Annotated in this window: 26 protein-coding genes and 1 pseudogene; all 27 read right to left on the minus strand. The window is 40.9% G+C overall.

Going from position 1 to position 23,602, the window contains the following annotated elements; genetic code table 11:
* Nucleotides 1–121: 121 nt before the first annotated feature.
* The 27 genes and pseudogenes from FNK51_RS00850 to fliG all read right to left on the minus strand — a co-directional run bounded on the left by FNK51_RS00850 (nucleotide 122) and on the right by fliG (nucleotide 23,597).
* Nucleotides 122–625 carry a chemotaxis protein CheD gene (locus FNK51_RS00850; protein ID WP_141992158.1) on the minus strand — a complete coding sequence of 168 codons (504 nt, stop codon included), beginning with the start codon at nucleotides 623–625 and terminating at the stop codon, nucleotides 122–124.
* A complete protein-coding gene (locus FNK51_RS00855; protein WP_141992159.1) occupies nucleotides 618–1,256 on the minus strand; it encodes a chemotaxis protein CheC in 639 nt (212 codons plus the stop codon). The genes FNK51_RS00850 and FNK51_RS00855 overlap by 8 nt, the downstream gene beginning before the upstream one ends.
* A gap of 4 nt (nucleotides 1,257–1,260) precedes the next feature.
* On the minus strand, nucleotides 1,261–1,716 hold the full coding sequence (locus FNK51_RS00860; RefSeq protein WP_141992160.1) for a chemotaxis protein CheW: 456 nt from the start codon (nucleotides 1,714–1,716) through the stop codon (nucleotides 1,261–1,263).
* Between the two features lie 108 nt (nucleotides 1,717–1,824).
* Nucleotides 1,825–3,867, minus strand: coding sequence for a chemotaxis protein CheA (locus tag FNK51_RS00865; protein ID WP_141992161.1), 2,043 nt, complete (start codon nucleotides 3,865–3,867; stop codon nucleotides 1,825–1,827).
* 21 nt (nucleotides 3,868–3,888) lie between these two features.
* Nucleotides 3,889–4,986: a protein-glutamate methylesterase/protein-glutamine glutaminase gene (locus FNK51_RS00870; RefSeq protein ID WP_141992162.1), complete on the minus strand. Its 1,098-nt coding sequence runs from the start codon at nucleotides 4,984–4,986 to the stop codon at nucleotides 3,889–3,891.
* A gap of 10 nt (nucleotides 4,987–4,996) precedes the next feature.
* Nucleotides 4,997–5,863: a MinD/ParA family protein gene (locus FNK51_RS00875; RefSeq protein ID WP_141992163.1), complete on the minus strand. Its 867-nt coding sequence runs from the start codon at nucleotides 5,861–5,863 to the stop codon at nucleotides 4,997–4,999.
* Entirely contained in the window at nucleotides 5,847–7,004 is a 1,158-nt protein-coding gene (flhF, locus tag FNK51_RS00880; RefSeq protein WP_141992164.1) for a flagellar biosynthesis GTPase FlhF, read from the minus strand. The genes FNK51_RS00875 and flhF overlap by 17 nt, the downstream gene beginning before the upstream one ends.
* Nucleotides 7,001–9,037 carry a flagellar biosynthesis protein FlhA gene (flhA, locus tag FNK51_RS00885; RefSeq protein WP_141992165.1) on the minus strand — a complete coding sequence of 679 codons (2,037 nt, stop codon included), beginning with the start codon at nucleotides 9,035–9,037 and terminating at the stop codon, nucleotides 7,001–7,003. The genes flhF and flhA overlap by 4 nt, the downstream gene beginning before the upstream one ends.
* A gap of 40 nt (nucleotides 9,038–9,077) precedes the next feature.
* A complete protein-coding gene (gene flhB, locus FNK51_RS00890; protein ID WP_098371006.1) occupies nucleotides 9,078–10,160 on the minus strand; it encodes a flagellar biosynthesis protein FlhB in 1,083 nt (360 codons plus the stop codon).
* A gap of 1 nt (nucleotide 10,161) precedes the next feature.
* Nucleotides 10,162–10,938: a flagellar biosynthetic protein FliR gene (gene fliR, locus FNK51_RS00895; protein WP_141992166.1), complete on the minus strand. Its 777-nt coding sequence runs from the start codon at nucleotides 10,936–10,938 to the stop codon at nucleotides 10,162–10,164.
* A gap of 3 nt (nucleotides 10,939–10,941) precedes the next feature.
* A complete protein-coding gene (gene fliQ / locus FNK51_RS00900; RefSeq protein ID WP_141992167.1) occupies nucleotides 10,942–11,211 on the minus strand; it encodes a flagellar biosynthesis protein FliQ in 270 nt (89 codons plus the stop codon).
* 14 nt (nucleotides 11,212–11,225) lie between these two features.
* A complete protein-coding gene (gene fliP, locus FNK51_RS00905) occupies nucleotides 11,226–11,891 on the minus strand; it encodes a flagellar type III secretion system pore protein FliP (protein ID WP_063231854.1) in 666 nt (221 codons plus the stop codon).
* Entirely contained in the window at nucleotides 11,888–12,547 is a 660-nt protein-coding gene (locus tag FNK51_RS00910; RefSeq protein ID WP_141992168.1) for a flagellar biosynthetic protein FliO, read from the minus strand. Before FNK51_RS00910 ends, fliP begins: the two co-directional genes overlap by 4 nt.
* Before the next feature lie 15 nt (nucleotides 12,548–12,562).
* A complete protein-coding gene (locus tag FNK51_RS00915; RefSeq protein WP_063231856.1) occupies nucleotides 12,563–12,925 on the minus strand; it encodes a chemotaxis protein CheY in 363 nt (120 codons plus the stop codon).
* A gap of 17 nt (nucleotides 12,926–12,942) precedes the next feature.
* Nucleotides 12,943–14,160 (minus strand): flagellar motor switch phosphatase FliY, encoded by a 1,218-nt coding sequence (fliY, locus tag FNK51_RS00920; protein WP_141992169.1) that lies wholly within the window; start codon nucleotides 14,158–14,160, stop codon nucleotides 12,943–12,945.
* Nucleotides 14,150–15,148: a flagellar motor switch protein FliM gene (gene fliM, locus FNK51_RS00925; protein ID WP_141992170.1), complete on the minus strand. Its 999-nt coding sequence runs from the start codon at nucleotides 15,146–15,148 to the stop codon at nucleotides 14,150–14,152. The genes fliY and fliM overlap by 11 nt, the downstream gene beginning before the upstream one ends.
* Nucleotides 15,149–15,200: 52 nt before the next feature.
* Nucleotides 15,201–15,629, minus strand: a complete 429-nt coding sequence (gene fliL / locus FNK51_RS00930) for a flagellar basal body-associated protein FliL (protein WP_141992171.1) — start codon at nucleotides 15,627–15,629, stop codon at nucleotides 15,201–15,203.
* Complete coding sequence (locus FNK51_RS00935; protein ID WP_098371378.1) at nucleotides 15,626–15,841, minus strand: flagellar FlbD family protein; 216 nt, start codon at nucleotides 15,839–15,841, stop codon at nucleotides 15,626–15,628. Before FNK51_RS00935 ends, fliL begins: the two co-directional genes overlap by 4 nt.
* A 48-nt stretch (nucleotides 15,842–15,889) precedes the next feature.
* Entirely contained in the window at nucleotides 15,890–17,155 is a 1,266-nt protein-coding gene (locus tag FNK51_RS00940) for a flagellar hook protein FlgE (RefSeq protein ID WP_141992172.1), read from the minus strand.
* 72 nt (nucleotides 17,156–17,227) lie between these two features.
* Nucleotides 17,228–17,332, minus strand: a pseudogene (locus FNK51_RS00945) (TIGR02530 family flagellar biosynthesis protein); the annotation flags it as partial.
* A gap of 124 nt (nucleotides 17,333–17,456) precedes the next feature.
* Nucleotides 17,457–18,092, minus strand: coding sequence for a flagellar hook assembly protein FlgD (gene flgD / locus FNK51_RS00950; protein WP_141992173.1), 636 nt, complete (start codon nucleotides 18,090–18,092; stop codon nucleotides 17,457–17,459).
* A gap of 8 nt (nucleotides 18,093–18,100) precedes the next feature.
* Nucleotides 18,101–19,402: a flagellar hook-length control protein FliK gene (locus tag FNK51_RS00955; RefSeq protein ID WP_141992174.1), complete on the minus strand. Its 1,302-nt coding sequence runs from the start codon at nucleotides 19,400–19,402 to the stop codon at nucleotides 18,101–18,103.
* A 25-nt stretch (nucleotides 19,403–19,427) separates the two neighbouring features.
* Nucleotides 19,428–20,045, minus strand: coding sequence for a MotE family protein (locus FNK51_RS00960; protein WP_141992175.1), 618 nt, complete (start codon nucleotides 20,043–20,045; stop codon nucleotides 19,428–19,430).
* 4 nt (nucleotides 20,046–20,049) lie between these two features.
* Nucleotides 20,050–20,496, minus strand: a complete 447-nt coding sequence (gene fliJ / locus FNK51_RS00965) for a flagellar export protein FliJ (protein WP_141992176.1) — start codon at nucleotides 20,494–20,496, stop codon at nucleotides 20,050–20,052.
* A gap of 2 nt (nucleotides 20,497–20,498) precedes the next feature.
* Nucleotides 20,499–21,818 (minus strand): flagellar protein export ATPase FliI, encoded by a 1,320-nt coding sequence (fliI, locus tag FNK51_RS00970; RefSeq protein ID WP_141992177.1) that lies wholly within the window; start codon nucleotides 21,816–21,818, stop codon nucleotides 20,499–20,501.
* A 2-nt stretch (nucleotides 21,819–21,820) separates the two neighbouring features.
* Entirely contained in the window at nucleotides 21,821–22,594 is a 774-nt protein-coding gene (gene fliH / locus FNK51_RS00975) for a flagellar assembly protein FliH (protein ID WP_141992178.1), read from the minus strand.
* Nucleotides 22,578–23,597: a flagellar motor switch protein FliG gene (gene fliG / locus FNK51_RS00980; protein WP_141992179.1), complete on the minus strand. Its 1,020-nt coding sequence runs from the start codon at nucleotides 23,595–23,597 to the stop codon at nucleotides 22,578–22,580. Before fliG ends, fliH begins: the two co-directional genes overlap by 17 nt.
* Between the last annotated feature and the right edge of the window lie 5 nt (nucleotides 23,598–23,602).

Here is a 23,602-nt window from a genome sequence, read left to right on the forward strand (position 1 = left end):
CCTCCTAACATTGTTATATACGATTTGTGATCAAAACGGCCCCTAAAGCCATAAATGCAATAATAATTCAGTAGCAAGTGTACCTGTCATATTTTTGGCTTTTCAAAAGCCAAATCCGATCTTATATGTTTTTAGTCCCCTTAGTAACGGTACGAATATTTAGCAAACAATCATTTAAATTGAATTCGATCGTTCTTCCGCTATTCCCGCCAACATCTTCGGCAACGACTCTAATCCGCAAGTCAGATAACTCTTTCCGGACAGATTCCACATTCCGGGGTCCTATTCTCATTAAATCTCCTCCGGAGGCAAATTGAAACATTTGCGCTCCGCCAGCTAACTTCGCTTTTAGGAATGGCATTCTTGCGCCTTCTTTTACTAAGATCTGCACTAATTCCTTTATCGCCGTATCTGCAAATTTGGCAATGTTGATCTGTCCCGATTTAGCGAGTGAAGAGTCAGGCAGCATGATATGGGCCAAACCTGCAATTTCTTTTTTTTCATCATAAATCACAACACCAACACACGACCCCAATCCGGAAGTACGAATCGTATGGGGAGGTTTTATTATATTCATTTCCGCTATTCCAACCTTAACAACCTGGACCTTTAACAATTCAGTCATTAGGTGACACTCCTAAAGCGGAAAAAATGATATCAAAAAATTCGGGATCAGGTAATAGAAAGAAATGACCATTAATGGAGTCAGCAAAAAGCTGGTCTTTTTCAAGTACTGTATCAATGACGATGGCTGCGTCACTTACTTGAGATACTTCCAATAATCCATAACTGATCGTTGCCCCTACCATATCGATGCTCAAGGATGGAACGGATGGATAGATATTCAATCTGGTGAAATCAGAAAGGGAAGAGAGATAGGATCCCGATAAAATATTCCCTAATTCCTGAAGGCAAGAGAGTGCCAATTCAGTATAGGGTGCTGAATCTATCAAAAAGGTCACATCACCAGTCATCTTACGAATCAAGTATTCAGCTACAGGTAGCGAAAGGATAAAAAACATACTCCCTGAAGCATCACCTTCTATTCTAAGGAAAACGCTGGCAACGACTTGATCGGCCCCGCCAGCCATTTCCATCATTTCATCAAAGGAAACGATTCGGACATTAGGAACATTCATATCAATTTTCCTATTAAGGATGGCAGAAAGCGCGGTTGCTGCATTCCCTGCACCTATATTACCGATTTCCTTCAAAATATCGAGGTGAAGAGGGGTGATTTTCTCAATGAATGACATAAGATTATCCTTCTCTTAACATATTTTCAGTCATTTCCAGAATTAAGGCCTTCTCCAAATTAATTAGGACTAGCAGTCGCTTCTCAATTTTAGCCACTCCGCTAATGTATTCTGAAGCCAAATGGCCCACAACTTCAGGCTGAGGTTCGATACTCTCCACTGGAATATCCAAAACATCATTGGCAGAGTCCACTATTAGCCCCACTTCCATATCATCCAGAATGACGACGATAATCCTTGTTGATTCATCGTATTCCACCTCTTCGAAACCAAAACGAACCCGTAAATCAATAATTGGAGTGATTACACCCCTTAAATTTATGACTCCCTTAACAAATTTTACTGCCTTTGGAACTCTGGTAATATGCAGAAGCTTTTCAATACCACTGACCTTATCCACTGGAATTGCATATTCTTTATCCTTAATTTGAAATACGATGACTTTCATATCCTCCGACATCTATTCCCCTCCTTTTAAAAAAACTCATGATGATTGTGAAGCCTTGACGAAATACGAATCGGCACGGTCGAACCAACGTCCCATGACCCTGCCCCATTTATCTATCATTCAATGAATCAATGTGTTGCAATCTATGATTAAAGCAACTTGACCATCACCAAGTATCGTTGCCCCCGATATTGCAAATGCACTAGTTAAATAATTACCTAGTGACTTCAGAACGATTTCCAGCTGCCCGATAAATGAATCAACGACTAATCCAGCTAATTTATCGCCTTTTCTTACAATGACCACAGAGAGGGACTCTTCTTCTTCCTGACTGATAGGCACTTCGAATATATCTTTCAAGAACAGAAGCGGTAGAACCTTCCCCCTGTAGTCAATAACTTGTTGATTATGGGCATTCATGATATCTGCTTTTTTTATGATTACTGTTTCAATAATGGAAGAAAGCGGTATGGCATATTTTTCGTTTTGGATTGCAACCAGCATGACAGAAATAATGGACAATGTAAGCGGAAGTTGAATAAGGAAGATGGATCCTTCATTCTCTTTGGAATCAATCGTGACAGATCCACCGAGGGACTCAATAGTATTTTTAACCACATCCAGCCCCACACCCCGTCCCGATACATCTGAAATGGTTTCCGCTGTCGAAAAACCAGAAGCGAATATCAATTCATAGATTTGCTTATCCGTTAGGGTGGCGGCAGTTTCCTTAGTTAATATTCCATTGGATAGGGCCTTGTTCAAGACTCTATCTTTATTGATGCCTGCGCCGTCATCCTCGATTTCAATGAAAACATGATTACCGCTGTGATATGCTTTTAACAGGATTTTACCTTCTTCATTCTTTCCTTTCGCCAAACGTTCTTCAGTTGTTTCAATTCCATGATCCATGGCGTTTCTTATTAAATGGACGATAGGATCACCGATTTCATCAATGACTGTACGATCAAGTTCCGTTTCGGCACCGTTGATTTCCAAATTGACTTTCTTGTTTAAATCCCTTGCCAATTGACGAACCATTTTAGGAAAACGATTGAATACAGTTTCCACGGGCACCATCCGCATATTCAATACGATTGTTTGTAAATCACTTGTTATACGGGACATTCTTTCTACTGTTTCATGCAACTCTTGATTATCCAAATCGCTGGAAATTTGATCAAGTCTGCCTCTATCGATTACTAGTTCCTCGAATAAGTTCATTAATATATCAAGCCGCTCAATGTTCACCCGAATGGTCTTGCTTGATGCCGGCTTAACGGGTGCCTGTTTTTTCTTATCATCGTTATCAGTTGGAAGCAAGGCATTATTTGACTCTTGTTTTAGAATTTCAGTAACTTTATCCTCGTTAGAATTGGCTGCATGCAGCATGCTTTCTAGATCAAGTGCATTTACAACAACTTGATCCACTTCGGTAACCTTCATGATTTTTTTCTTTATCTCTTCACCCGATTCTGTTGTTACCATCGTGACCATAAATTGCCGATCGAATTGCTCTTCTTCCAAAAGTTCGACGGGTGGGTGTGACTTGATTACTTCACCTGACTTTTCAAGCACTTCGAAAACCATAAACACCCTGGCAGCTTTTAAAAGACAGTCCTCACGCAACCCTATCGAAATTTCGAAGCTGTTAAAGCCTTGATCTTTGGACTGTTGAAGTACTGTCCATTCAAATTCATCGTACTCTCCCGCAAACATTTCCTTCTTTTCTAGGATGGCAGAAGCTGCTGCAATCTCTGCAATGGTGGAAGAAAAGGGCGACTCCCCTTTTTCAATCATTTCCAGCTGATGGACAACATCCTTCACATTTCTTTTTCCATCTCCACCTTCAGCAATGGACATGACCATTGCTTCTAAATCATCAACCGCTAAAAATATCACATCAAACAATTCAGGCGAAAGGGCGATTTGACTGTTTCGGATCGCATCCAGCACATTCTCCATTTTATGAGTTAAATTGGCTAGATCCTCATATCCCATAGTTGCCGACATCCCTTTTAAGGTATGGGCGGAACGAAAGATTTCGTTTACGATCGAGAGGTCTTCCGGGTTCTTTTCGAGTACCAGCAACTGTTCGCTGCACGTTTGAAGATGTTCTTTACTTTCTTCTATAAATACCTCTAAATATTGATTCATATCCATACAATCTCACACCTCCACGTGTTAACAATAGCTTATTATCGCTTTAGCTATTTTTTCTACATCCTCTATGCTATCTATTAACTTGGTATTGATTGCCGCCTTAGGCATACCAAAAACGATTGATGTCTCCTGTGATTCGGCTATCGCTTTTAAAGGACCCTTTTGTTTAAGATTGGTAAGCCCCCTCGACCCGTCCATCCCCATCCCGGTCATGATAACGGCTATTTTCGCAGAATCATTCATTTCACTTACCGATTCAAATAGCACATCAACCGACGGGCGATGTCCATGACGCACTTCGGATTGATCCAAAAGGATTGCCCAGCTCATCCCTACCTTCCTCACTTTCAAGTGAAAACCTCCAGGTGCGATGTAAGCGACACCTTTTTGAATCAGTTCTCCCTCTTCAGCTTCCTTCACTTTAATCTTGCATAATGAATTCAGGCGTGTTGCCAAGGATTTTGTGAAACCGGGGGGCATATGCTGGACAATGAGTATGGGTGCATCAATTTCTTCTGGGAGTTCTGTCAAGACAGTCTGCAGAGCTCTCGGGCCTCCCGTTGATGTACCGATGACTATTATCTTCTTGTATCCATAGGACCATTTTTTTTGGTTTTTTTCGTTTTTTGACAATTCAGTTGAATCTATTTTACTATATTTTTCCCAAACGGATGAGCTTCTTTCAATATTTTTCGCATTTTTTTCTAGTTTGTGAACATTTGCCCTGCTGGCAGCCATAACTTTTTCATGGAGTTCTTTCTTGATTTTATGTAAATCCAATGAAATGGCTCCCGAAGGTTTAGCCACAAAGTCAAAGGCTCCACTGTTCATGGCGGCAAATGTATTTTCCGTTCCTTTTTTCGTGGTGCTTGATAACATGACTACAGCGGTTGGACATTCATTCATTATCCGGTTTAATGCTTCCAATCCGTCCATAATCGGCATTTCCACATCCAAAGTCACGACATCGGGTTTTAAAGCCTTTATTTTGTCAATGGCATCTCTTGCATTCCTGGCAGTCCCGATGACTTCCACCCTGCTATCTTCTGCTAAAAACTCTGAAATTAACTTTCTCATAAACGCAGAATCGTCCACTATCAGCACTTTTACTTTACCCATATAAGGAGACCTACTTTCCAAAAAAATATCTCTTCATATTTTGGAGGAAATGGCTTTTTTGCAAAGTCAATTCTTCCCCAAATGAATGATTTGCATATCTCGAAGCAATGTCCACAATGGCTTTGGATACATCGGCTTCAGAATCGAAAAGGAGAAAGGGCATTTGTTTGGTAACAGACTTGGGAACGGTTCTATCATCTGGCAAGTACCCTAGAGCTACAGTTTCCAGTCCCAAAAATTTCACTAGTGCATTTTGGAGCCGCTTAATCGTTTCTTTGCCGTCCTTACTCGTGAAAACCCGATTGCAAACTAGGAACAATGGAATCTCTTTATTTACTGAATGGATATATTTCATTGCGGAATATGCATCCATGATAGAAGTAGGTTCAGGCGTCGTGATAACGACTAATTCATCCACACATAACAGGAATTTCATGGAATCCTTAGTGATGCCTGCCCCCATATCAAATAAGATATAATCGTAATTCGCCAACAATAAACTGAATTCTTCATTAAAACGGGTATACTTATCTTCATCAAGTGAAAAGAGATCCGTCAACCCTGTTCCACCTGTAATGATTGAAATATTTCCCGGTCCTGGCATGATGATATCCTTCAAACTACAATCTTTTTCAAAAAAATCAATAATACTGCAGGGAGAGTGTTCACCTATCAAAATATCAATATTCCCCATACCGATATCCATGTCGAACAACAGTACCTTTTTGGCTCTTTGGGATAAGGCAATGGAAAAATTCAAAGTAAAGTTTGATTTTCCCACTCCACCTTTACCGCTTAAAACGGCAATCGTTTTGGCGATTAATTTATTTTGGCGAGCTTCCAATCTTTTTCGTAAATTCTCAGCTTGATCTTTCATATTTTTTAGCCCCGAAAGCCATTTTCAATAGCTGTGATGATGTAGCTATTTCAATATCGTCTGGCACATTCTGTCCATCTGTTATATAGGCCGCTCCCAATTTATGAGTGTGTATAAAATTGAATATCGGCCCGAAAGTGGAGGTTTCGTCCGCTTTTGTAAAAATGACCTGTTTAATCGGTATGGTAGCAAACTGTCGATAAATATCTTCCATATCCTTTTGTTTAGAAGTCAATGACAACACTAAATAGGTTTCCATCTCATCTGTAAAATGGATGATTTCATTAAGATCCTTAACATATTGCGGGTTACGGAAATTCCTTCCTGCCGTATCAATAAAAACAAAATCATAATGGGAGAAACGTTCAGCCGCCCTTTTGAAGTCTTCCAGATTATAAGCGACTTCAATGGGAACGTTTAGAATCTTGGCATATGTCTTAAGTTGATCTATTGCGGCGATCCTGTACGTATCCGTCGTAATGAAAGCCACCTTTTTATCATGCTTCAACATGGTTTCCGCAGCTACTTTTGCCAGAGTCGTTGTCTTTCCCACACCTGTTGGGCCAACAATATTAATATACTTTTTTTGCAGCCTGTTTTTTCCATTTTCGACCTTTTCCAAAATCGCGAACATGGCTTCTTCCAACCAAACTTGAACCTCTTCATCAGTGGATTGCTGTTTAAAAACGAACCATTTTTCAAGTAGTTCATCCATGATTTGGCACCGAAGTGATATATCCACTTCCTGCTCGGTTAGGTATTCGTGGATTTTCTGCAGTTTCCCCGGATATTTTCTATCAGGTGAATAGATTTGCAAACTCTTTATCATATCTTTCAAACCTTCGATTTCTTTTACTAAGACAGCACTTTCCCTATTGCCTTCATTAGGTTCAGAGGCATCACTTGCCACTTCCAGCTTTGATGGCAACTTCTTCGATTTTTGTTTGGTTACGGTTTGGACAGGCTGGGACACGGGGTCTATGGCTGCAATGACCTCAATATTCCTCTTTTTGAATAATCCTAAGAAACCACCAGTATATACAGCCTTTGAACTTAAGATTACCGCATCACTGCCTAGTTCCTCCCTTATTCGCTTTATTGCCTCGTTCATTGATTGTGCCAAATATTTCTTTACCTTCAATCGAAATTCACCACCCCTACACTTTGTACTTCTACATTGGATTCGAGTTCATTGTATGAAAGAATCGGTACATGAGGAAAATAACGTTCAGTTAATTGCCGGGCATACATCCTTACTGCTGGAGAGCAGAGTAAGATCGGTTGATGATCCATTAGGGTCAGCTCTTCCAATTTGGCTGCAATTGCCTCCAATATGGATTGCGATATAGTTGGATCCAATGATAAAAAATTACCATGTTCGGTTTGCTGTACACCATCCGCGATGGTCTTTTCCACTTTCCCCGATAATGTTATGACTTTAATTCTATTTTCATCCGAAATAAAAGAATTCGTTATTTGTCTGGCTAAATTCTGCCTTACATATTCAGTAAGCAAATCTGTGTCAGTCGATAGCTTGCCATAATCAGCAAGTGTTTCGAAAATGATCGGTAAGTTCCTTATTGAAACTTTTTCCTTCAATAATTTTGCCAATACCTTTTGTACATCTCCTATGGACAAGGGATTCGGAGTGACTTCCTCTACTAGTATAGGTGCCGATTCGTGGAGATGATCGATCAATTGTTTCGTTTCCTGCCTGCCCAATAATTCATGCGCATTGGCCTTTATGACTTCCGTCAAGTGAGTGGATACAACACTTGGCGGGTCCACAACTGTATAACCCAACATCTCGGCATGTTCTTTCATATCATCCGTGATCCACTTGGCCGGTAAACCGAAAGACGGTTCTATCGTATCGATTCCCTCTATTGAATCATCCTCCATCCCTGGACTCATTGCCAAGAAATGATTAAGGAGCAATTCCCCCTTGGCCATGACACTTCCTTTAATCTTCAGCCTATACTCATTGGGATTCAACTGAATGTTGTCACGTATTCTGACGACAGGGATCACGAGCCCCAATTCAATTGCAAGCTGCCTGCGGATCATGACAACCCGGTCCAGCAGGTCTCCCCCTTGATTGGCATCCGCAAGCGGAATCAATCCATATCCAAACTCAAATTCGATCGGGTCGATACTTAAAAGGTTAACGACACTTTCTGGACTTTTCATTTCATCGGTTTCCAGCACTTCTTCCATTTCTTGTAATTCACTTTCGTCCTGCTTTGGTATCCTTGAAATTGTATACCCTCCAACGACTAATAAAGCAGCGATCGGAATCGTGAATAAGTCGGAAATGGGAGTGAATAACCCTAAAAGGAAAATGGTTGCTGCTGTCAGGTAAAGCATTTTGGGAAATTGGAATAACTGTTCAACAATATCCGCTCCGAGGTTTCCGTTCGAGGCTGCCCGGGTTACGACAATACCCGTAGCTGTAGAAATCAATAAAGCAGGTACCTGACTCACGATACCGTCTCCAACCGATAACATGGAAAAATGGACGGCTGCTTCTCCAAAGCTCATATCCAATTGCATGACGCCAATAATCATACCGAAAATCAAGTTAATGATGACAATGATGATGCCAGCTATGGCGTCCCCTTTAACAAACTTACTCGCTCCATCCATGGATCCATAAAAGTCTGCTTCGTTACTGATTTTTTCCCTTCTGGCACGTGCTTCGTTTTCGGAGATCATCCCAGCATTTAAATCTGCATCTATGGCCATCTGTTTACCTGGCATCGCATCCAGCGTAAACCTTGCCGCTACCTCCGAGACCCGTTCGGAGCCTTTCGTGATGACGATGAAATTGATAATGACCAAAATGATGAATACAACTAATCCTACAAGCACGTTACCGCCGACTACAAACGACCCAAAGGTTTCTACAACTCCTCCAGCATCACCATAGGTCAAAATGGCACGAGTCGTCGAAACATTCAACCCCAGCCTGAACAATGTCAGTAAAAGGAGCAAGGAAGGAAAGATTGAAAATTCGAGGGGTTCTTTCATATTCATCGTAGTCAATAGAACCAGCAACGCAAGAGAGATATTTAAAAGGAGTAAAACACTTAACAACCATGTTGGCAATGGAATGACCAACATGGCAACGATCATGATGACGCTTGATATAACAACTAAATCCCTTGCTCGCATGTTTCTTCTCTCCTAACTAGCGGGTTACCCTATTACTTCTTTACAGTTTACCTTTGGTTTTATATACAAAGGCCAGTATTTCAGCGACCGCCTTAAAGAACTCTTCAGGTATCGCCTGGCCTAATTCAGCTTGATCATATAAAGACCTGGCCAAAGGCCGATTTTCCACCATGACCACATCGTTTTCTTTAGCAATGAATTTAATTTTCTGAGCAACAAAATCAACGCCCTTCGCCACTACGTACGGAGCTTCAGCTTTTTCTTCATCATATTTTAAAGCAATAGCAAAATGCGTCGGGTTAGTGATGACGACATCCGCATTGGGAATTTCCTGCATCATTCTTTGAGCGGCCATCTGCCTTTGCTTTTGCTTTATCTTGGATTTGATGAGCGGGTCCCCTTCGGAATTTTTATATTCATCCTTAATATCCTGTTTGGACATCCGGATGTTTTTTTCAAAGTCATATTTTTGGTACAAATAGTCTAATAGAGCAATGAACAATAAAGCCACGGCAGCATAAAATCCCACTTTAATCGTAATATCCGCCAATGTTGCCATCGCTTCTTCCACAGAAATCTGTGATAAAATCATAATCTCGTCCATGCGCTGCCATAGTACATAAAAGGCAACAAAACCAACAAATGATATTTTAAGAATGGATTTCAATAATTCAACAATGGCCCTCATTGAAAAAATACGTTTGAATCCTTTAATGGGATCCAATTTATCAAGTTTGAACTGAATGGATTCAGTCGAAAACAAAAACCCGATTTGCATGACATTAGCCAATATCCCAGCCACTATCGCTGCTGCGAAAACTGGTCCTAGGATAAGGCCCATCTCCTTTAAAACCTCAATCATGATAATTTGCATATTCTCCTCGCTGAATCCAGACAAGGTAAAATGTTGCAGGTATTCTTTCATGAGACCGCGCAGATGATTATACATGTATGGTCCCATAAGCAATAGCACAGAAAACACCGCAATTAAATTCACAGAGGTATTTACATCCTGACTTTTTGCCACCTGACCTTTTTTCTTCGAATCCTGACGTTTTTTTGGAGTCGCCTTTTCGGTCTTCTCTCCAGCGAAAAACTGTAAATCCAGCTGAAAACTCTCCATATCAAACGCCTCCAATCAACTGCATTAGTTGACGCATTGTCAAAAGCAAGAAATTGAAGAGTTGTGTGACAACTGTCATCATCATCCCCATCACCAGTATGATAACCGCTAAGCCGGCAATGATTTTCACTGGAATCCCGACAACGAACACATTTAATTGAGGGACCGTCCTGGCAAGGATCCCTAACGTGACATCCACTAAAAAAATGCTTCCCACTACAGGTATGGACATTTGAAAAGCAATCATGAAAGCTTTGCTGAAAGTTTTGGCCAAATATTCTATCAGTGTATGATCTCCGAATGGTACAAATAATTGGTCAATCGGAATGAACTGATAACTATAAAAAATTCCATCCAAAAGCAAATGGTGGCCGTTGGTACTCAATAGGAATAATAAAGCGATTGTATAAAGGTATTGTCCCATCAATGGGCTTTGTGCCCCCGTTTGGGGATCGATGACATTCGCAATTGAAAAACCCATTTGAAAATCAATCAATCCACCAGCGATTTGAACGGCTGATAAAATCATATAAGCTGCAAACCCGATGAAAAGCCCAACCAGCGCTTCCTTCATGATCAATAAATAAAATGTTACATCCACTTCCAGAACCGGAGCATCGATGGTGTAGTACATGATCCAGGCAAGGAAAATCCCAAGCCCTACCCGATGTTGTACCGGTATTGAACGGTACGAAAAAATCGGCATGGCCACGAAAAACGTAGTGACCCGTACCACAATTAATAAAAAGGCGGGAAAGTGCGGAAAAAGTTCCTCCATGCCCTACCCTACAAATCGATTCAGATTACCGAATATTTCATTTGCATATGATAATAGGTGGCTCAGCATCCATGGAGCCAACAAAATGAGTCCCAATAAGACTGCGACGATTTTTGGAACAAATGCCAAGGTTTGTTCCTGAATCTGTGTAGTCGCCTGAAAGATGCTTACTAGCAGTCCTACAATAAGAGCGATTACCATCAATGGACCAGCGATGATCAATACCATATAAATTCCTTTTTCTGCTATATCAATAACAAGCTCTGCACTCATATTCTCTCACCTGCTTAAAAACTCTGTAATAAAGACTTCACTACTAAATACCATCCGTCAACAAGAATGAAAAGGAGGATTTTAAATGGCAGGGAAATCATGACTGGGGGCAACATCATCATCCCCATCGACATCAGGACACTTGCAACGACCATATCGATAACCAAAAATGGAATGAAAATCATAAAACCTATTTGAAAAGCCGTTTTGATTTCACTGATAGCAAAAGCTGGTACAAAGGCAGTCAAGGGTATGTCCTGTATCGTTTCCGGCTTATCCACCTTGGCATACTCCAAGAATAACGCCAGATCCTTTTGCCTTGTATGGGCACTCATGAATTCCTTAAATGGTATCGAGGCCTGTACATATGCCTCTTCTAAATCTATCTCTTCATTAAATAACGGGGTTAATGCCTTTTCATTCACTTCCTGAAAAGTCGGTGCCATTATGAAGAAAGTCATGAAAAGTGCCAGGCCGACCAGCACCTGGTTCGGCGGCATCTGCTGGGTGGCTAGCGATGTTCTCACAAAGCTCAGGACAATGATGATTCTTGTAAAACAGGTCATCAAGATCAATATGCTTGGAGCCAGCGATAAGACAGTCATTAGAAGAACAAGTTTTACGGAAGTAGAGACATTAGTGGGATCACTGTTATTAAAAAACTCCATGAACTCATTCATTCATTGTCTCTTCCTTTCCTACCAAGCTCATTTAACAGCCTTTTCCTGCTATCGGACATTTGATCAAGTTGATTTTTGAACTCTGCAGAGAAACTGGCAGTTTCGGATTCGCTTTTCTTCAACCACTTATTTTTCAACTTCATGGCAAATTCCCCAGGCTGGATCATTTGATCGATCTTATCGTTGTGATCTTTCAAAAGCTGTTCATATTCCTCGGGATCATCTATTTCTTTCAAGAGCTGAATATTTTCGCCAACTCCGATCACCAATATTCGCCCGCCTACTTTAACAAGCTGGACTGAACGATTTGCCCCAAGGCCCGTACCGCCTAAATTCTCCACTGAATTTGCCTTTTGATACGATTTATTTTTTTTATTGATTAATTTCAATAGGATATATAGAAGGGCCACAACAAAAATAGTAGCAAATATCATCCTCAGAAACTCCCAAACGGTTATCCCCACTTTGTCAGGATTAGAAGCCTGTTCGGTAGATTTCGAGTCTATTGATTCATCTTTATCCACCTTTAAATCATCTGGCTGCTCATAAACATCCTTCACTGTTTTATCAAGGTCTTCCGCATGGGCCTGTATGGCCCCAGAGAAGAATACTGCTATCAACAGTAAGACCTGAAGCCATTTTTTAATTAAAAACAATATGAAGACACCCTCTTAACTTAATGCTTTATTTATGGCTTCCAATACCCGGTCTGCCTGGAATGGCTTCACGATAAAGTCTTTTGCACCCGCCTGGATCGCATCAATGACCATGGCTTGCTGCCCCATCGCAGAACACATAATGACCTTAGCTTGAGGATTTACCTTTTTAATTTCCTTTAACGCTGTAATCCCATCCATTTCAGGCATTGTAATATCCATCGTTACAAGATCCGGATGGGTTTCTTTATATTTTTCCACTGCTTGGGCGCCATCTGCTGCTTCCCCGACTATTTCAAAACCATTTTTAGAAAGGATATCCTTTATCATCATTCTCATAAATGCTGCATCGTCCACAATTAAAATTCTATTAGCCATTATTCTCGTCCCCCAAATTATCTTATTTTATTTAATCGTTCACTTTGACTCATGATATCCGTAACACGTACCCCAAAGTTTTCATCAATTACCACTACCTCACCTTTTGCTATCAAGCGGCTGTTTACCAGGATATCCACTGGCTCTCCTGCTAATTTATCCAATTCAATGATCGATCCGGAGGACAGCTCCAAAATATCCTTGACGGAGCGTTTCGTTCTTCCAAGCTCCACAGTTACTTGCAAAGGGATATCCATCAGCATGCTGAGATTTTTCGTTTCAGACTCCTGAAGCTGGTAAGGCTGAAAACTAGTGAAACTGGCAGGCTGAACATTTACCGGCTGTCCTGTTGGTACGGATGAAACTCCAAAATGTTGTGGAACATTCGGCATTTGGTTCGCAGGTTGGGTTTGGTGACCGCTTTGTCCATAAATTTCGTTTGCCGATCGATCTGACCTGGTGTCCTGGAATGATGCAGGCTCCTGATTTGGAATGTTTGTTACTGGATCACTTAGTACTTTTTGCGTTTTAATATCGGTAGGTTCGCTTTCGCTCGTCCCATTTAATAATTCAGAAACTAACCCTTTAGCAAACTCTAATGGTAACAATTGCATAATACTGGAATCAATTAAGTTGCCGACACGGAGGCGGAACGAGATTTTTGCAAATAAATCCTCGTCAGGTATCGCATTTTCACCTACACCGTTTAAAAAATTAAGTAAGTCTATGCTAGGTGGAGAAATATCCACTTTTTTACTAAAAATGGTCGACATGGATGTCGCAGCGGAACCCATCATTTGGTTCATTGCTTCCTGAACAGCACTCAATTGAATTTCCCCAAGCAGGTCAGAAGGATTCTCCCCATCTCCGCCAAGCATCAAATCTGCAATGATAGCAGCATCGCTCTGCTTGATGACCAGCATATTTATACCTGAAAAACCTTCTGTATATTGCACTTGAATCGCTACATACGGATGCGGGAATTCTTCCGCGATATGTCCCCTTTCAATTAAAGTAACCGTCGGGGTGGTGATATCCACTTTCTGATTCAACAAAGTGGATAGGGCAGTGGCCGAGCTTCCGAAGGAGATATTACCAATTTCACCGAGAGCGTCGAGTTCCATCATTGATAAATAATCGTCAATCGAGAGAGGGAACACCTCATCCTCTATATCACTTGTACCTTTTAAAAGGGCATCTATCTCGTCTTGTGAAAGCATTCCATCACTTACCATCTTCGTCTCCCCCTTTCAAAATATCAAGAATCTGGATAGCGTGTTTTTTTCTTACTTTTCCTGGCTGCCCACTGTATTTTGGGATCCCCCCAATTGTAATCGTCAAAGGTTCATCGATTGCCTTATTCAAATCGATGACATCGCCAACATCAAGCAGCAAAAAGTCGTGGATGGTGATATCCGTAGAACCAAGTTCGGAAATAATGGGAAGATCTGCGTTTCGGATACGCTTTTCCAAAATCATGATTTCCTCTGGAATTTTTTCCTTTTGGGAATTTTCCATCCAATAATGAGCGGATAACTTTGGTATGATTGGTTCCAATACGACGTGAGGAATGCAAACATTAATCATTCCGCTCGTTTCTCCGATTTGTGTATTCAAGGAAATGACCACAACAGTATCGTTGGGTGAAACCAGTTGCAGAAATTGTGGATTCACCTCGAACTCTGTCATTACCGGTTCGATTTCAACAATCGTTCCCCAAGCCTCCTGTAAATTTTCAAAAGCCTTCTCGAATAAATTCGACATGATTTTCGTTTCTATTTCGGTTAAACTATCTACCTTATTCACGCTTATGCCCCGCCCGCCCAAAACACGATCCATCATGGAATAGGCGATATTCGGGTTGACTTCAAGAATGATTCGGCCATCCAAGGGCGGTACCTCAAAAACATTCATGATTGTCATTTTTGGAATTGATCGGATAAACTCTTCGTATGGTATTTGATCTGCCGAAGCAACGGATATTTGGACATAGGTTCTAAGTTGAGCAGAAAAGTATGTGGTCAGCAGCCTCGCAAAGTTCTCGTGTATTCTAGTCAAACTGCGGATTTGGTCCTTTGAAAACCGAAGCGCCCTTTTAAAGTCGTAAACTTTCACTCTTTTTTCTACTTCTTCTTTTTTTAAATCATCTGCATCCATTTCACCTGTGGAAATGGCCGATAACAGTGCATCTATTTCATTTTGCGATAATATTTCCCCGGACATTAACACTCACCTCCAAAGCTTCCCCTTCTTATTTAATGAAGCAAGGATGTTCTTATTGCAGAATCGAGGAAGTAATATAAACCTTTTCAACTTTTCCTTCTTCCATTAATTCATTCATTCTAGTTTTTAAAGCTTCTTGAAGCTTTTCCTTGCCTTTTTTACCGGTTAACTCTTCCGTTTTCATTTCGGATAGTTCGGTAATAATTATATTTTTCACTTGAAAATTTCTTTTTTCCAACTCTTCTTTCGCTTTTTTGCTTTCAGTTTGGAACATAAATGAGATTTTGATATAATCATTGCCGGCAAGATTCGTAGTAATTTCAGGAATCTCAACGGATGATTTGACAATTTCGTCAATGCTAGGTTTATCTTCGGCAGATGTGGGATCAGATAACTTTGTCACAACCACGACCGCTATGACACCTACAAGCGTTATAGCCACGAGTATAATCAACATAATAGTCATTAGGTTTTTTTTCATGAACTTTCCTCCACATCCTTACGAAGACCGAGAATATTAACGGTACGGTAAAATTGTATAATAGCTCCAACCAGTTCCTCTTCCTTCTCTAGCACAACGATTTTCTTACCATTTGTAAAAGTAATGGTCGTATCTGGCAATGACTCGACTGTGTCTATGTACAATGCATTGATATGAAAGCATTTTCCATTGAGCCTTGTGACTTTGATAATGATATTTAGGAGCCAGAGCAAAAGCACCTGGCTCCTCCCTCCCTTAACCTATCGTTTTAAGTTAACCAATTCCTGTAAAATTTCATCCGACGTCGTGATGATCCTGGAGTTCGACTGGAAACCACGTTGTGCAACGATCATTTCAGTAAACTCTTCGGATAAATCCACATTGGACATTTCCAATGAACCTGATGCAATCACACCACGCCCCTCACCTGCGATATTGATGTTTGCAGTACCTGAATTGATTGATTCCTGAAAAGTGTTACCACCCGTTTTCGTCAAGCCTGATGCATTGGAGAACTTGGCGACGGCCAGTTGGCCTAAGGTTGTGATCAGACCGTTGGAATAAACGCCATTTATTTCCCCTGATGCGCCAATATTAAAGCTTTCCAGTTTTCCTTCTTTATTACCATCTGGATTGACAAGAGCTGTAGTGGAACCTTTAACTTGAGTAAGGTTCGAGAAATCAAAATCCAAATTAACTTTTTGCACGCTTTCATCAACTGCTGTATCCGAGTCATCCTCTTTGCCGCTTGAAATGTTAATGGTTTGACCTGACTGGGTTTTATCAGCTGCCACTATCTGACCATTTGCATCGAAATTCACCGAAGTGAACGGTTTTGGTTTAGTTGTTGATGTATCTCCCAAAGCAGCAGGTTCTTCATCAAAAAGCTCCCATTTATCATCACCGTTTTTTTGAAAATAAATATTTGCCGTTTGTTCTTTACCATTTTCATCCACAACTTTCATTTGCTGGCTAAATACGGTACCATCAATTGCGTCAGCAGCTAGATTTCCACTTACTGATATTTTAGTAGTGGCAATGGCAGGTAAAATCGCATTGACGTTAACAGCAACGTCGCCAATCGTTTTTGATCGTTTACCGTTTTCATCAACCTTGTAAGCCTGTACTTTCAACCCATTCGCGTTGACAAGTGTACCGTTATCATCCAGATAAAAGTTTCCTGCACGTGTATATGAAAGAGAATCGCCTTGCTTGACGACAAAATAGCCATCACCAGATATTCCTAAATCAAGATCGCGGCCGGTGGTTTGCAGGCTTGACTGTGTATGGATCGTATCGATTGTAGCTATCGTGGAGCCCAATCCAATTTGTTTAGAATTGGTTCCGCCTTTATTGGCTATTGCTGCACTTGCACCAGATACCGTTTGGTTCATCGCATCGCTGAATGTCACACGGCTTTTTTTGAAACCATATGTATTGACATTGGCGACGTTATTACCGATTACATCCAATTTTGTTTGTAAGTTTTTCAATCCGCTTATTCCCGAATACATTGAACGAAGCATGTAAAAGCTCCCCTTTCATATATCGACTGCTTCCGTCATTCCACAGTCCAGACTCCCTATTACAGGTCCAGCCTATTTATCTAAAATTATGGTTCCATTGATGTTCGTGAAGATTTGTGATGTTGCTTCATCCCTGTCCATGACCGTGATGACCTTGTTGTTTTTCTTGCTTACTAACCAAATTACCGTTAAGGCAAAGGCAGATGATCCAGCAAGACTTTCAAAAGCATTAAGCCAATGAGGTGTGGCAAAAGCTGAGCGGAATTTGCTTGAAAACCAAGTTCATTCATATTCCCGTCCCTTAAGCTTCAGCGATTTTTATCAATTGCTCTGATGATAACTTGGTGTTGTTTTCATCATCCACTTCAATTTCCAGCTTGCCATTACTCATGGATACCGAGATTACGACAGCAGACGACTCACCATTTTTATCGTCCATCCAGGAAACACGCTTGCCTATTAATTCACTTGCCGCCGTCAAGCTATTCGACGTGGAACTTGGTTGTTTCATTGCTGAAATATTTGCGGGTTCAAGCTTTGTGCCATCTTCTAAAAGAAAATAAACACCATCACCCTTATATTGGATCGATTTAACGATGCCTTTCCCTTCTTCTATCGCAAGGTCATCATCGCCTTCATCCAATTTGTGCCAAGTGACTTCCTTACCGACAAAAGAGTTATAGTTCATTAAACTATTTTGTTGATTGATCCCGATAATTTCTTCCATTTGGACTCCCATATTCATCATCTGTTCGAGAGAAGAAAAAGTGGCCATTTGGGCGATAAATTCCGTATTGTCCATCGGACTTGACGGATCTTGATTTTGAAGCTGGGTAAGCAACAATTTCAAGAAATCATCCTTTCCCAATGCATCCCCAGTTTTTCTGTTTTCAGTTTGAGATTTTGATAATAATAGTGACGTATCGATGGTCGTCATTTTTTCACCTACACTTCCAGATTTAACAGAGCATCGGCAAGGGATCCCGTAAACTCGCTTTCCGTTTCATCATTGCTTTCTTCCTTACTCTCCTGTTGTTCATTATGTTCATCAGCATCTTTATGGCTGAATTTCTCAGAGTTAAAAGCATTGAAGGCCTGTGATATTTCAATTCTTTCAATTTGAATGTTTTGTCCGCTAAAGGCTTGTTTTAAGCCATGAATCTGATTCTCCAGCATATCTTTGGCCTGAGCAGTAGAGGCCATAATCTTGGCTGACAGCATACCATCCTTTTGAATCAACTCGATTCTTAGGGACCCTAAATGTTCAGGAGTCACTCTGATCAAAAGTTTATTTACACCGTTAGTTCCGCTAAAGTTCGCCTTACTCAAAATATTTTCAAATTGTTTAACAAACTCTTCTTGACTGACAGTTTGCTCACCTTTGGGAGCTGCCAAGGCGAATTGCTCCAGCTTTGTCATGAGAAAAGGCATACCAGTCCCTTGATGTTTACCACTATCCGGACTTTGCAAAGTCACACCGCTGCTTACTGTCCCGTCTTTATTTCCCTTGTCACTCCCGGATAATTGCGAGAATGCACTTTTCAATGTTTCTAATGTTTTAGTTTGCCCTTTCTCCAGAGTGTAGGATTGATCAGGTTCTGCTTTTGACTGATTGGACAGCCATCTCTCCAACTTTCCCGTTAACCCTTCAAGCAGGTGTTTCATTTGTTTCTGGATGGCCGCTTCATCTAGGGTCATATCCTTATTTTCCGAGAGAAGATCTTGAATTTTCACCAGCTTCAAAAGATTCACCACACCGGATAATGAGGGGTCATGCCATTTTTCTTCGCTCAAAACAGTAATTTTTTTCAGGATGGTATACAGATCCATGACATTGGCTGATAACAAACTTTGTGGATTCAGGCTGAAGTCATCCACTTCTTGTTCTAAATCCAGATCCTCGATGCTCCCAAAGAAATCATCAAGGGCACCCTCATCATTTCCGCCTACATTTTTTAGGACCTGTAAAATAAGGTTGTGGTCTTGTTGATTTACAGAAGGGGCTTCAGCAACTCTCTCTTCCCCTGTTTCACTTAGCCTTTCAAGTTTCAAAAAACCAAGCAAATCCTTTATTACAGACATTCGTCCTTCGGTGATGGCGCCTATATCCGATGGAATGGGAGGTTCTGTCCCAATGGTTGATTGAAGGACTGAACCAAACTCTGAATCAGTTTGCTGATTTGGCTTAACTGGTACCTTTAGACCTAATGATGCCAAGGGAAGTAAAGAATTAATCGCTGAATTCATATATTCACCTTCTCACTCTTTCCACTTAAGAACTTTGTTCCGTTAGTTTCTTCGTTAACCTTGCAGCATCAGCCGTATTCATTTGCTCCAAAACCTTAGCTAAAGTGACTGCTTTCATACTTGAGAGAATCTCCACTGCATCTTCATCATTCATTTCCATAATGATAGGTGCAGCCTTCTTGGGAGCCATAGTTTCATAAGTACGGATTATATCTTTAAAAGCTTGTTTACTATTATTCTGACTATCCCTAAATTGATTCATTTCTGTTTGAAGCTGCTGTTTTTCCGCTTCTGCCTTTGCAATGGCCTTGTCACGTGTATCAATGATGCCCTCAAGCTTTTCTATCTCTTTTTCCTTGTTTTCAATCTCGGTTTCTAATTTTTCGAGTTTCATGGAAACTTTCTCATCATTCTCGGCTGGCTTCCCCTTCTCTTCATCCTTTTGATCCGATTCAATGAAGGGTATTTTCGCAGACATTTCCTTTGCCTTTTCCACTACATTCACCCCTGCAACTGTAAAAACGATCAACGCTACAGTTACCGCAAAGATTAATGGAATGAAGATGACAAGAAACCATTGAAACTTACTTATCTTGCTTTCTTCCAATTCTTCCAATCCATTAGATTCACTTTTTTTACGCATTCCATCACCTTACGCCTTTGCTTAAGAATTGCCGGATAGATATTTCATCCATTTGTTTGTTTTCAGCTTCCTTAATGACATCGAGGAATTTAAGAAAACCATTTTCTTTCAATTTCTCGTACTTTTTAACCTCAATATTTCTTTCCATTAATATATCCCGTTGATTATTCATCTTATATCGCGCTTCAATGACTTCCTGTTGACAGTGGCTTAAGAGTTTTTCCAAGTTGTCCATAAATAACTGATGATGACGAATTTCCTGAACGGATAATCCATTTCGCAGCTTTTCCTGTTGAAACTCAAGCAACTCTTCTTTTTTCTTTAAAAGCTTATATAACTTTTCTGCCACTTCTTCAAATTTTTTTAAAGCAGCATTATATTTAGCTAGTGCATCGGTTTTTTCTTTTTCTTTGATGGTCAGGATCTTCTCGAATTTATATTGATAAATCATTATTAATCACCTTTCTCCATCAATTCGACAAGGGCGTTGATACTATTATCTTTGGAAGCTTTTTCATGGGTTCCTTGCTTCAAAAATGAAATGATTTCCGGATAGCGTGTAATCGAGTTATCAATTTGTTTGGAAGAACCCTTCTTATAAGCTCCTATATTAATCAAATCTTCCGACTCCATATAGGTTGATAAACTTGCCCGCAATTTTTCTGCGGCATTTTTATGCTTGTCACCAACAATATTGTTCATGACACGACTAATGCTCTTTAATATATTGAGCGCTGGAAACTGTCCTTTATTGGCCAAGTTACGGTCTAGAATGAAGTGACCATCCAAAATTCCCCTGACAGCATCAGCAATCGGTTCATTCATATCATCACCGTCGACTAGTACCGTATAAAAAGCTGTAATGGTCCCCAACTGATTTGTTCCCGTTCTTTCGAGTAACCTTGGAAGGATGGCAAAAACGGATGGCGTATACCCTTTGGTCGTCGGCGGTTCCCCGATAGCAAGCCCAATTTCCCTCTGGGCCATCGCAACCCTCGTGACCGAATCCATCATCAGCATCACATTCAATCCCTTATCACGAAAATACTCCGCGATGGCAGTTGCCGTCAAAGCACCCTTTATCCTCATCAACGCTGGCTGGTCAGATGTCGCCACTACAACGATTGATCGTGCCAGCCCTTCTGGTCCAAGATCTTTCTCAATGAATTCTCGAACTTCACGGCCGCGTTCTCCAATAAGACCGATTACGTTTAAGTCAGCCGTCGTATTCCTTGCTACCATACCAAGCAACGTGCTTTTCCCGACACCGCTCCCTGCAAAGATACCAACACGCTGTCCTTTTCCAACTGTTAATAAACTATCAATCACCCGAACTCCTACATCTATCGGTTCATTAATGGGAGGTCGTTTCATCGGATTCGGCGGATCTTGATCCACAGAAATTGTCGCGAGACCTTTTGGAAGCAGTGAGTCATCAATGGGATGTCCCAATGGATCGACTACTTTGCCAATTAGCCCGCTTCCCACCTTTATCTCAAGGCTCCGTCCGCTCCCTTCCACGATACAACCCGGTGCAATATCACTAACTGCTGTAAATGGCATTAAAATAACCATTTCATCACGGAAACCGACAACTTCAGCTAAGATTCGATTTTTCTTTTTTTGTATACCTGTATAGATATAACAAACATCACCTACAGAGCTTTCAGGGCCTTGAGATTCTATCATTAGCCCCACGACACATTTGACCCGTCCATAGTGTTTGAATGGATCAACTTCATCAACTAAGGGCAATAGGTCTCTAGTTTTCATCTTTACTCCCCTTCCAGCAATTCAGTTAGTTTCACTTTTATTTCCTTCAGCTGACTGTCGACACTGGCGTCCATCCTTCCGTTTTCCGATTCGATGATACAGCTGCCTGCTTCAAGCTCATCATCCGGAAAGATATACAACTCAGTATCTTTCGGAAAGATTGCCATCAACTCATCTTTATGAGAAAGAATCGATTGATATTGGATCGGATGGATATGCAATTGCACTTCACGGTAATCCCTCACCTCTTTGATGGCTCTTTTGACTATGGATAAAAAAGACTCTTCATCTTTTTCAAACTGTTGCCCGATAATTTTCTCTGCCACCTTCAGGGCAAGATTCAGAATAACGGTTTCAGATGATTCGATATTGTGCCGATAATCTTTTTTAGAGGACTCTACCACTTCTTTTGCGAAGGCTATTTCCGCTGCAATCTCGTTATAACCCTTTTGGATCCCATCTTCGACTCCCTGCTGATACCCTTCTTTTTGAGCTTGTTCAATAAACATTGCTTTTTCTTGATTCTCCCATTGTTCTCGGTCTTGCTGGATTTCAGCAGCAATTGCTTGGGCTTTTTGTTTAGCTTCGAGCAATAACGTTTCCGCTTCCTGTTTAGCATCATTGAGAAATTCATCAGATTGAATATAATGAAGGTTTTTCCGCTCAGCTGCATCATCATTTTGAAGAAAGTCGAAAGGGCGAACTTTTATTGCAATCTTTTTGCTTTTCTCCTGGTTAGCCTGCTGGGATTTGATAATCCTAGACAATGATATCATCCCCTCCGCTGCGGGCAATCACGATATCTCCAGTTTCTTCCAGGTGCCGAATGACGGCAACAATTCTTGATTGTGCTTCTTCTACATCACGCAATCGTACTGGCCCCATATATTCCATTTCTTCCTGGAAGGTTTCAACCATACGTTTTGACATGTTTTTGAAAACGATTTCCTTCACTTCATCACTAGCCACTTTAAGAGAAAGTTTAAGATCTTCGTTTTCAGATTCCCTGACTACTCGCTGAATCGCTCTGCCATCAAGGGTAACGATATCTTCAAAAACAAACATTCGTTTCTTGATTTCCTCAGCAAGCTCCGGATCTTGGATTTCAAGTGCCTCCAAAATCGTTCTTTCCGTTGAGCGGTCAACACCATTCAACACATCTACTACAGCTTCCACTCCACCTGTCTGTGTATAATCTTGGGTTACAGTCGCAGAAAGTTTCCTTTCGAGTATTTGCTCCACTTCATTGATGATTTCCGGAGAAGTGCTATCCATTAAAGCAATCCTTCTTGCAATATCAGCCTGCACCTCTTGCGGAAGTTCAGACAATATTTGTCCAGCCTGTGTGGGATCAAGATAAGACAAGATTAATGCAATGGTCTGCGGATGCTCGTTCTGGATGAAATTCAGGATCTGTCCAGGATCTGCCTTTCGTGCAAAGTCGAATGGCCGAACCTGCAAGGATGATGTTAAACGGTTAATGATGGCGGTTGCCTGATCAGTACCTAATGCCTTTTCAAGTACCTGCTTCGCATATCCTATCCCGCCCTGCGAGATATAATCCTGTGCTAAAGCAATATTATGGAATTCTTCCAGAATTTCTTCTTTATCATGGGAGTCCACTTTTCTCACTCCCGAAATTTCAAGGGTCAATCTCTCAATTTCCTCTTCAGAAAGATGCTTATATACGGATGCAGAAACATCCGGGCCTAAGGAAATAAGGAGGATGGCAGCTTTCTGTTTGCCAGTCAATCCGGCCTTTTTTTTTCTATCTGTCACTTTCT

Source organism: Bacillus sp. B4EP4a (genome assembly GCF_006680105.1).
Classification (GTDB): domain Bacteria; phylum Bacillota; class Bacilli; order Bacillales; family DSM-1321; genus Peribacillus; species Peribacillus simplex_E.

Bases quoted from the DNA above. Each gene is read 5' to 3' on its own strand.
- FNK51_RS00940 (WP_141992172.1), bottom strand. From the start codon at position 17,155: ATGCTTCGTTCAATGTATTCGGGAATAAGCGGATTGAAAAACTTACAA.
- fliJ (WP_141992176.1), bottom strand. From the start codon at position 20,496: ATGATTTATCAATATAAATTCGAGAAGATCCTGACCATCAAAGAAAAA.
- flhB (WP_098371006.1), bottom strand. From the start codon at position 10,160: ATGGAGAGTTTTCAGCTGGATTTACAGTTTTTCGCTGGAGAGAAGACC.
- fliI (WP_141992177.1), bottom strand. From the start codon at position 21,818: ATGAAAACTAGAGACCTATTGCCCTTAGTTGATGAAGTTGATCCATTC.
- FNK51_RS00855 (WP_141992159.1), bottom strand. From the start codon at position 1,256: ATGTCATTCATTGAGAAAATCACCCCTCTTCACCTCGATATTTTGAAG.
- fliL (WP_141992171.1), bottom strand. From the start codon at position 15,629: ATGAAAAAAAACCTAATGACTATTATGTTGATTATACTCGTGGCTATA.
- FNK51_RS00865 (WP_141992161.1), bottom strand. From the start codon at position 3,867: ATGGATATGAATCAATATTTAGAGGTATTTATAGAAGAAAGTAAAGAA.
- FNK51_RS00870 (WP_141992162.1), bottom strand. From the start codon at position 4,986: ATGGGTAAAGTAAAAGTGCTGATAGTGGACGATTCTGCGTTTATGAGA.
- flgD (WP_141992173.1), bottom strand. From the start codon at position 18,092: ATGACGACCATCGATACGTCACTATTATTATCAAAATCTCAAACTGAA.
- FNK51_RS00960 (WP_141992175.1), bottom strand. From the start codon at position 20,045: ATGCGTAAAAAAAGTGAATCTAATGGATTGGAAGAATTGGAAGAAAGC.
- FNK51_RS00850 (WP_141992158.1), bottom strand. From the start codon at position 625: ATGACTGAATTGTTAAAGGTCCAGGTTGTTAAGGTTGGAATAGCGGAA.
- fliQ (WP_141992167.1), bottom strand. From the start codon at position 11,211: ATGAGTGCAGAGCTTGTTATTGATATAGCAGAAAAAGGAATTTATATG.
- fliR (WP_141992166.1), bottom strand. From the start codon at position 10,938: ATGGAGGAACTTTTTCCGCACTTTCCCGCCTTTTTATTAATTGTGGTA.
- flhA (WP_141992165.1), bottom strand. From the start codon at position 9,037: ATGCGAGCAAGGGATTTAGTTGTTATATCAAGCGTCATCATGATCGTT.
- FNK51_RS00915 (WP_063231856.1), bottom strand. From the start codon at position 12,925: ATGGCTAATAGAATTTTAATTGTGGACGATGCAGCATTTATGAGAATG.
- FNK51_RS00860 (WP_141992160.1), bottom strand. From the start codon at position 1,716: ATGTCGGAGGATATGAAAGTCATCGTATTTCAAATTAAGGATAAAGAA.
- fliH (WP_141992178.1), bottom strand. From the start codon at position 22,594: ATGATATCATTGTCTAGGATTATCAAATCCCAGCAGGCTAACCAGGAG.
- fliY (WP_141992169.1), bottom strand. From the start codon at position 14,160: ATGGTAAGTGATGGAATGCTTTCACAAGACGAGATAGATGCCCTTTTA.
- FNK51_RS00875 (WP_141992163.1), bottom strand. From the start codon at position 5,863: ATGAAAGATCAAGCTGAGAATTTACGAAAAAGATTGGAAGCTCGCCAA.
- fliP (WP_063231854.1), bottom strand. From the start codon at position 11,891: ATGAATGAGTTCATGGAGTTTTTTAATAACAGTGATCCCACTAATGTC.
- fliM (WP_141992170.1), bottom strand. From the start codon at position 15,148: ATGTCCGGGGAAATATTATCGCAAAATGAAATAGATGCACTGTTATCG.
- FNK51_RS00955 (WP_141992174.1), bottom strand. From the start codon at position 19,402: ATGAATTCAGCGATTAATTCTTTACTTCCCTTGGCATCATTAGGTCTA.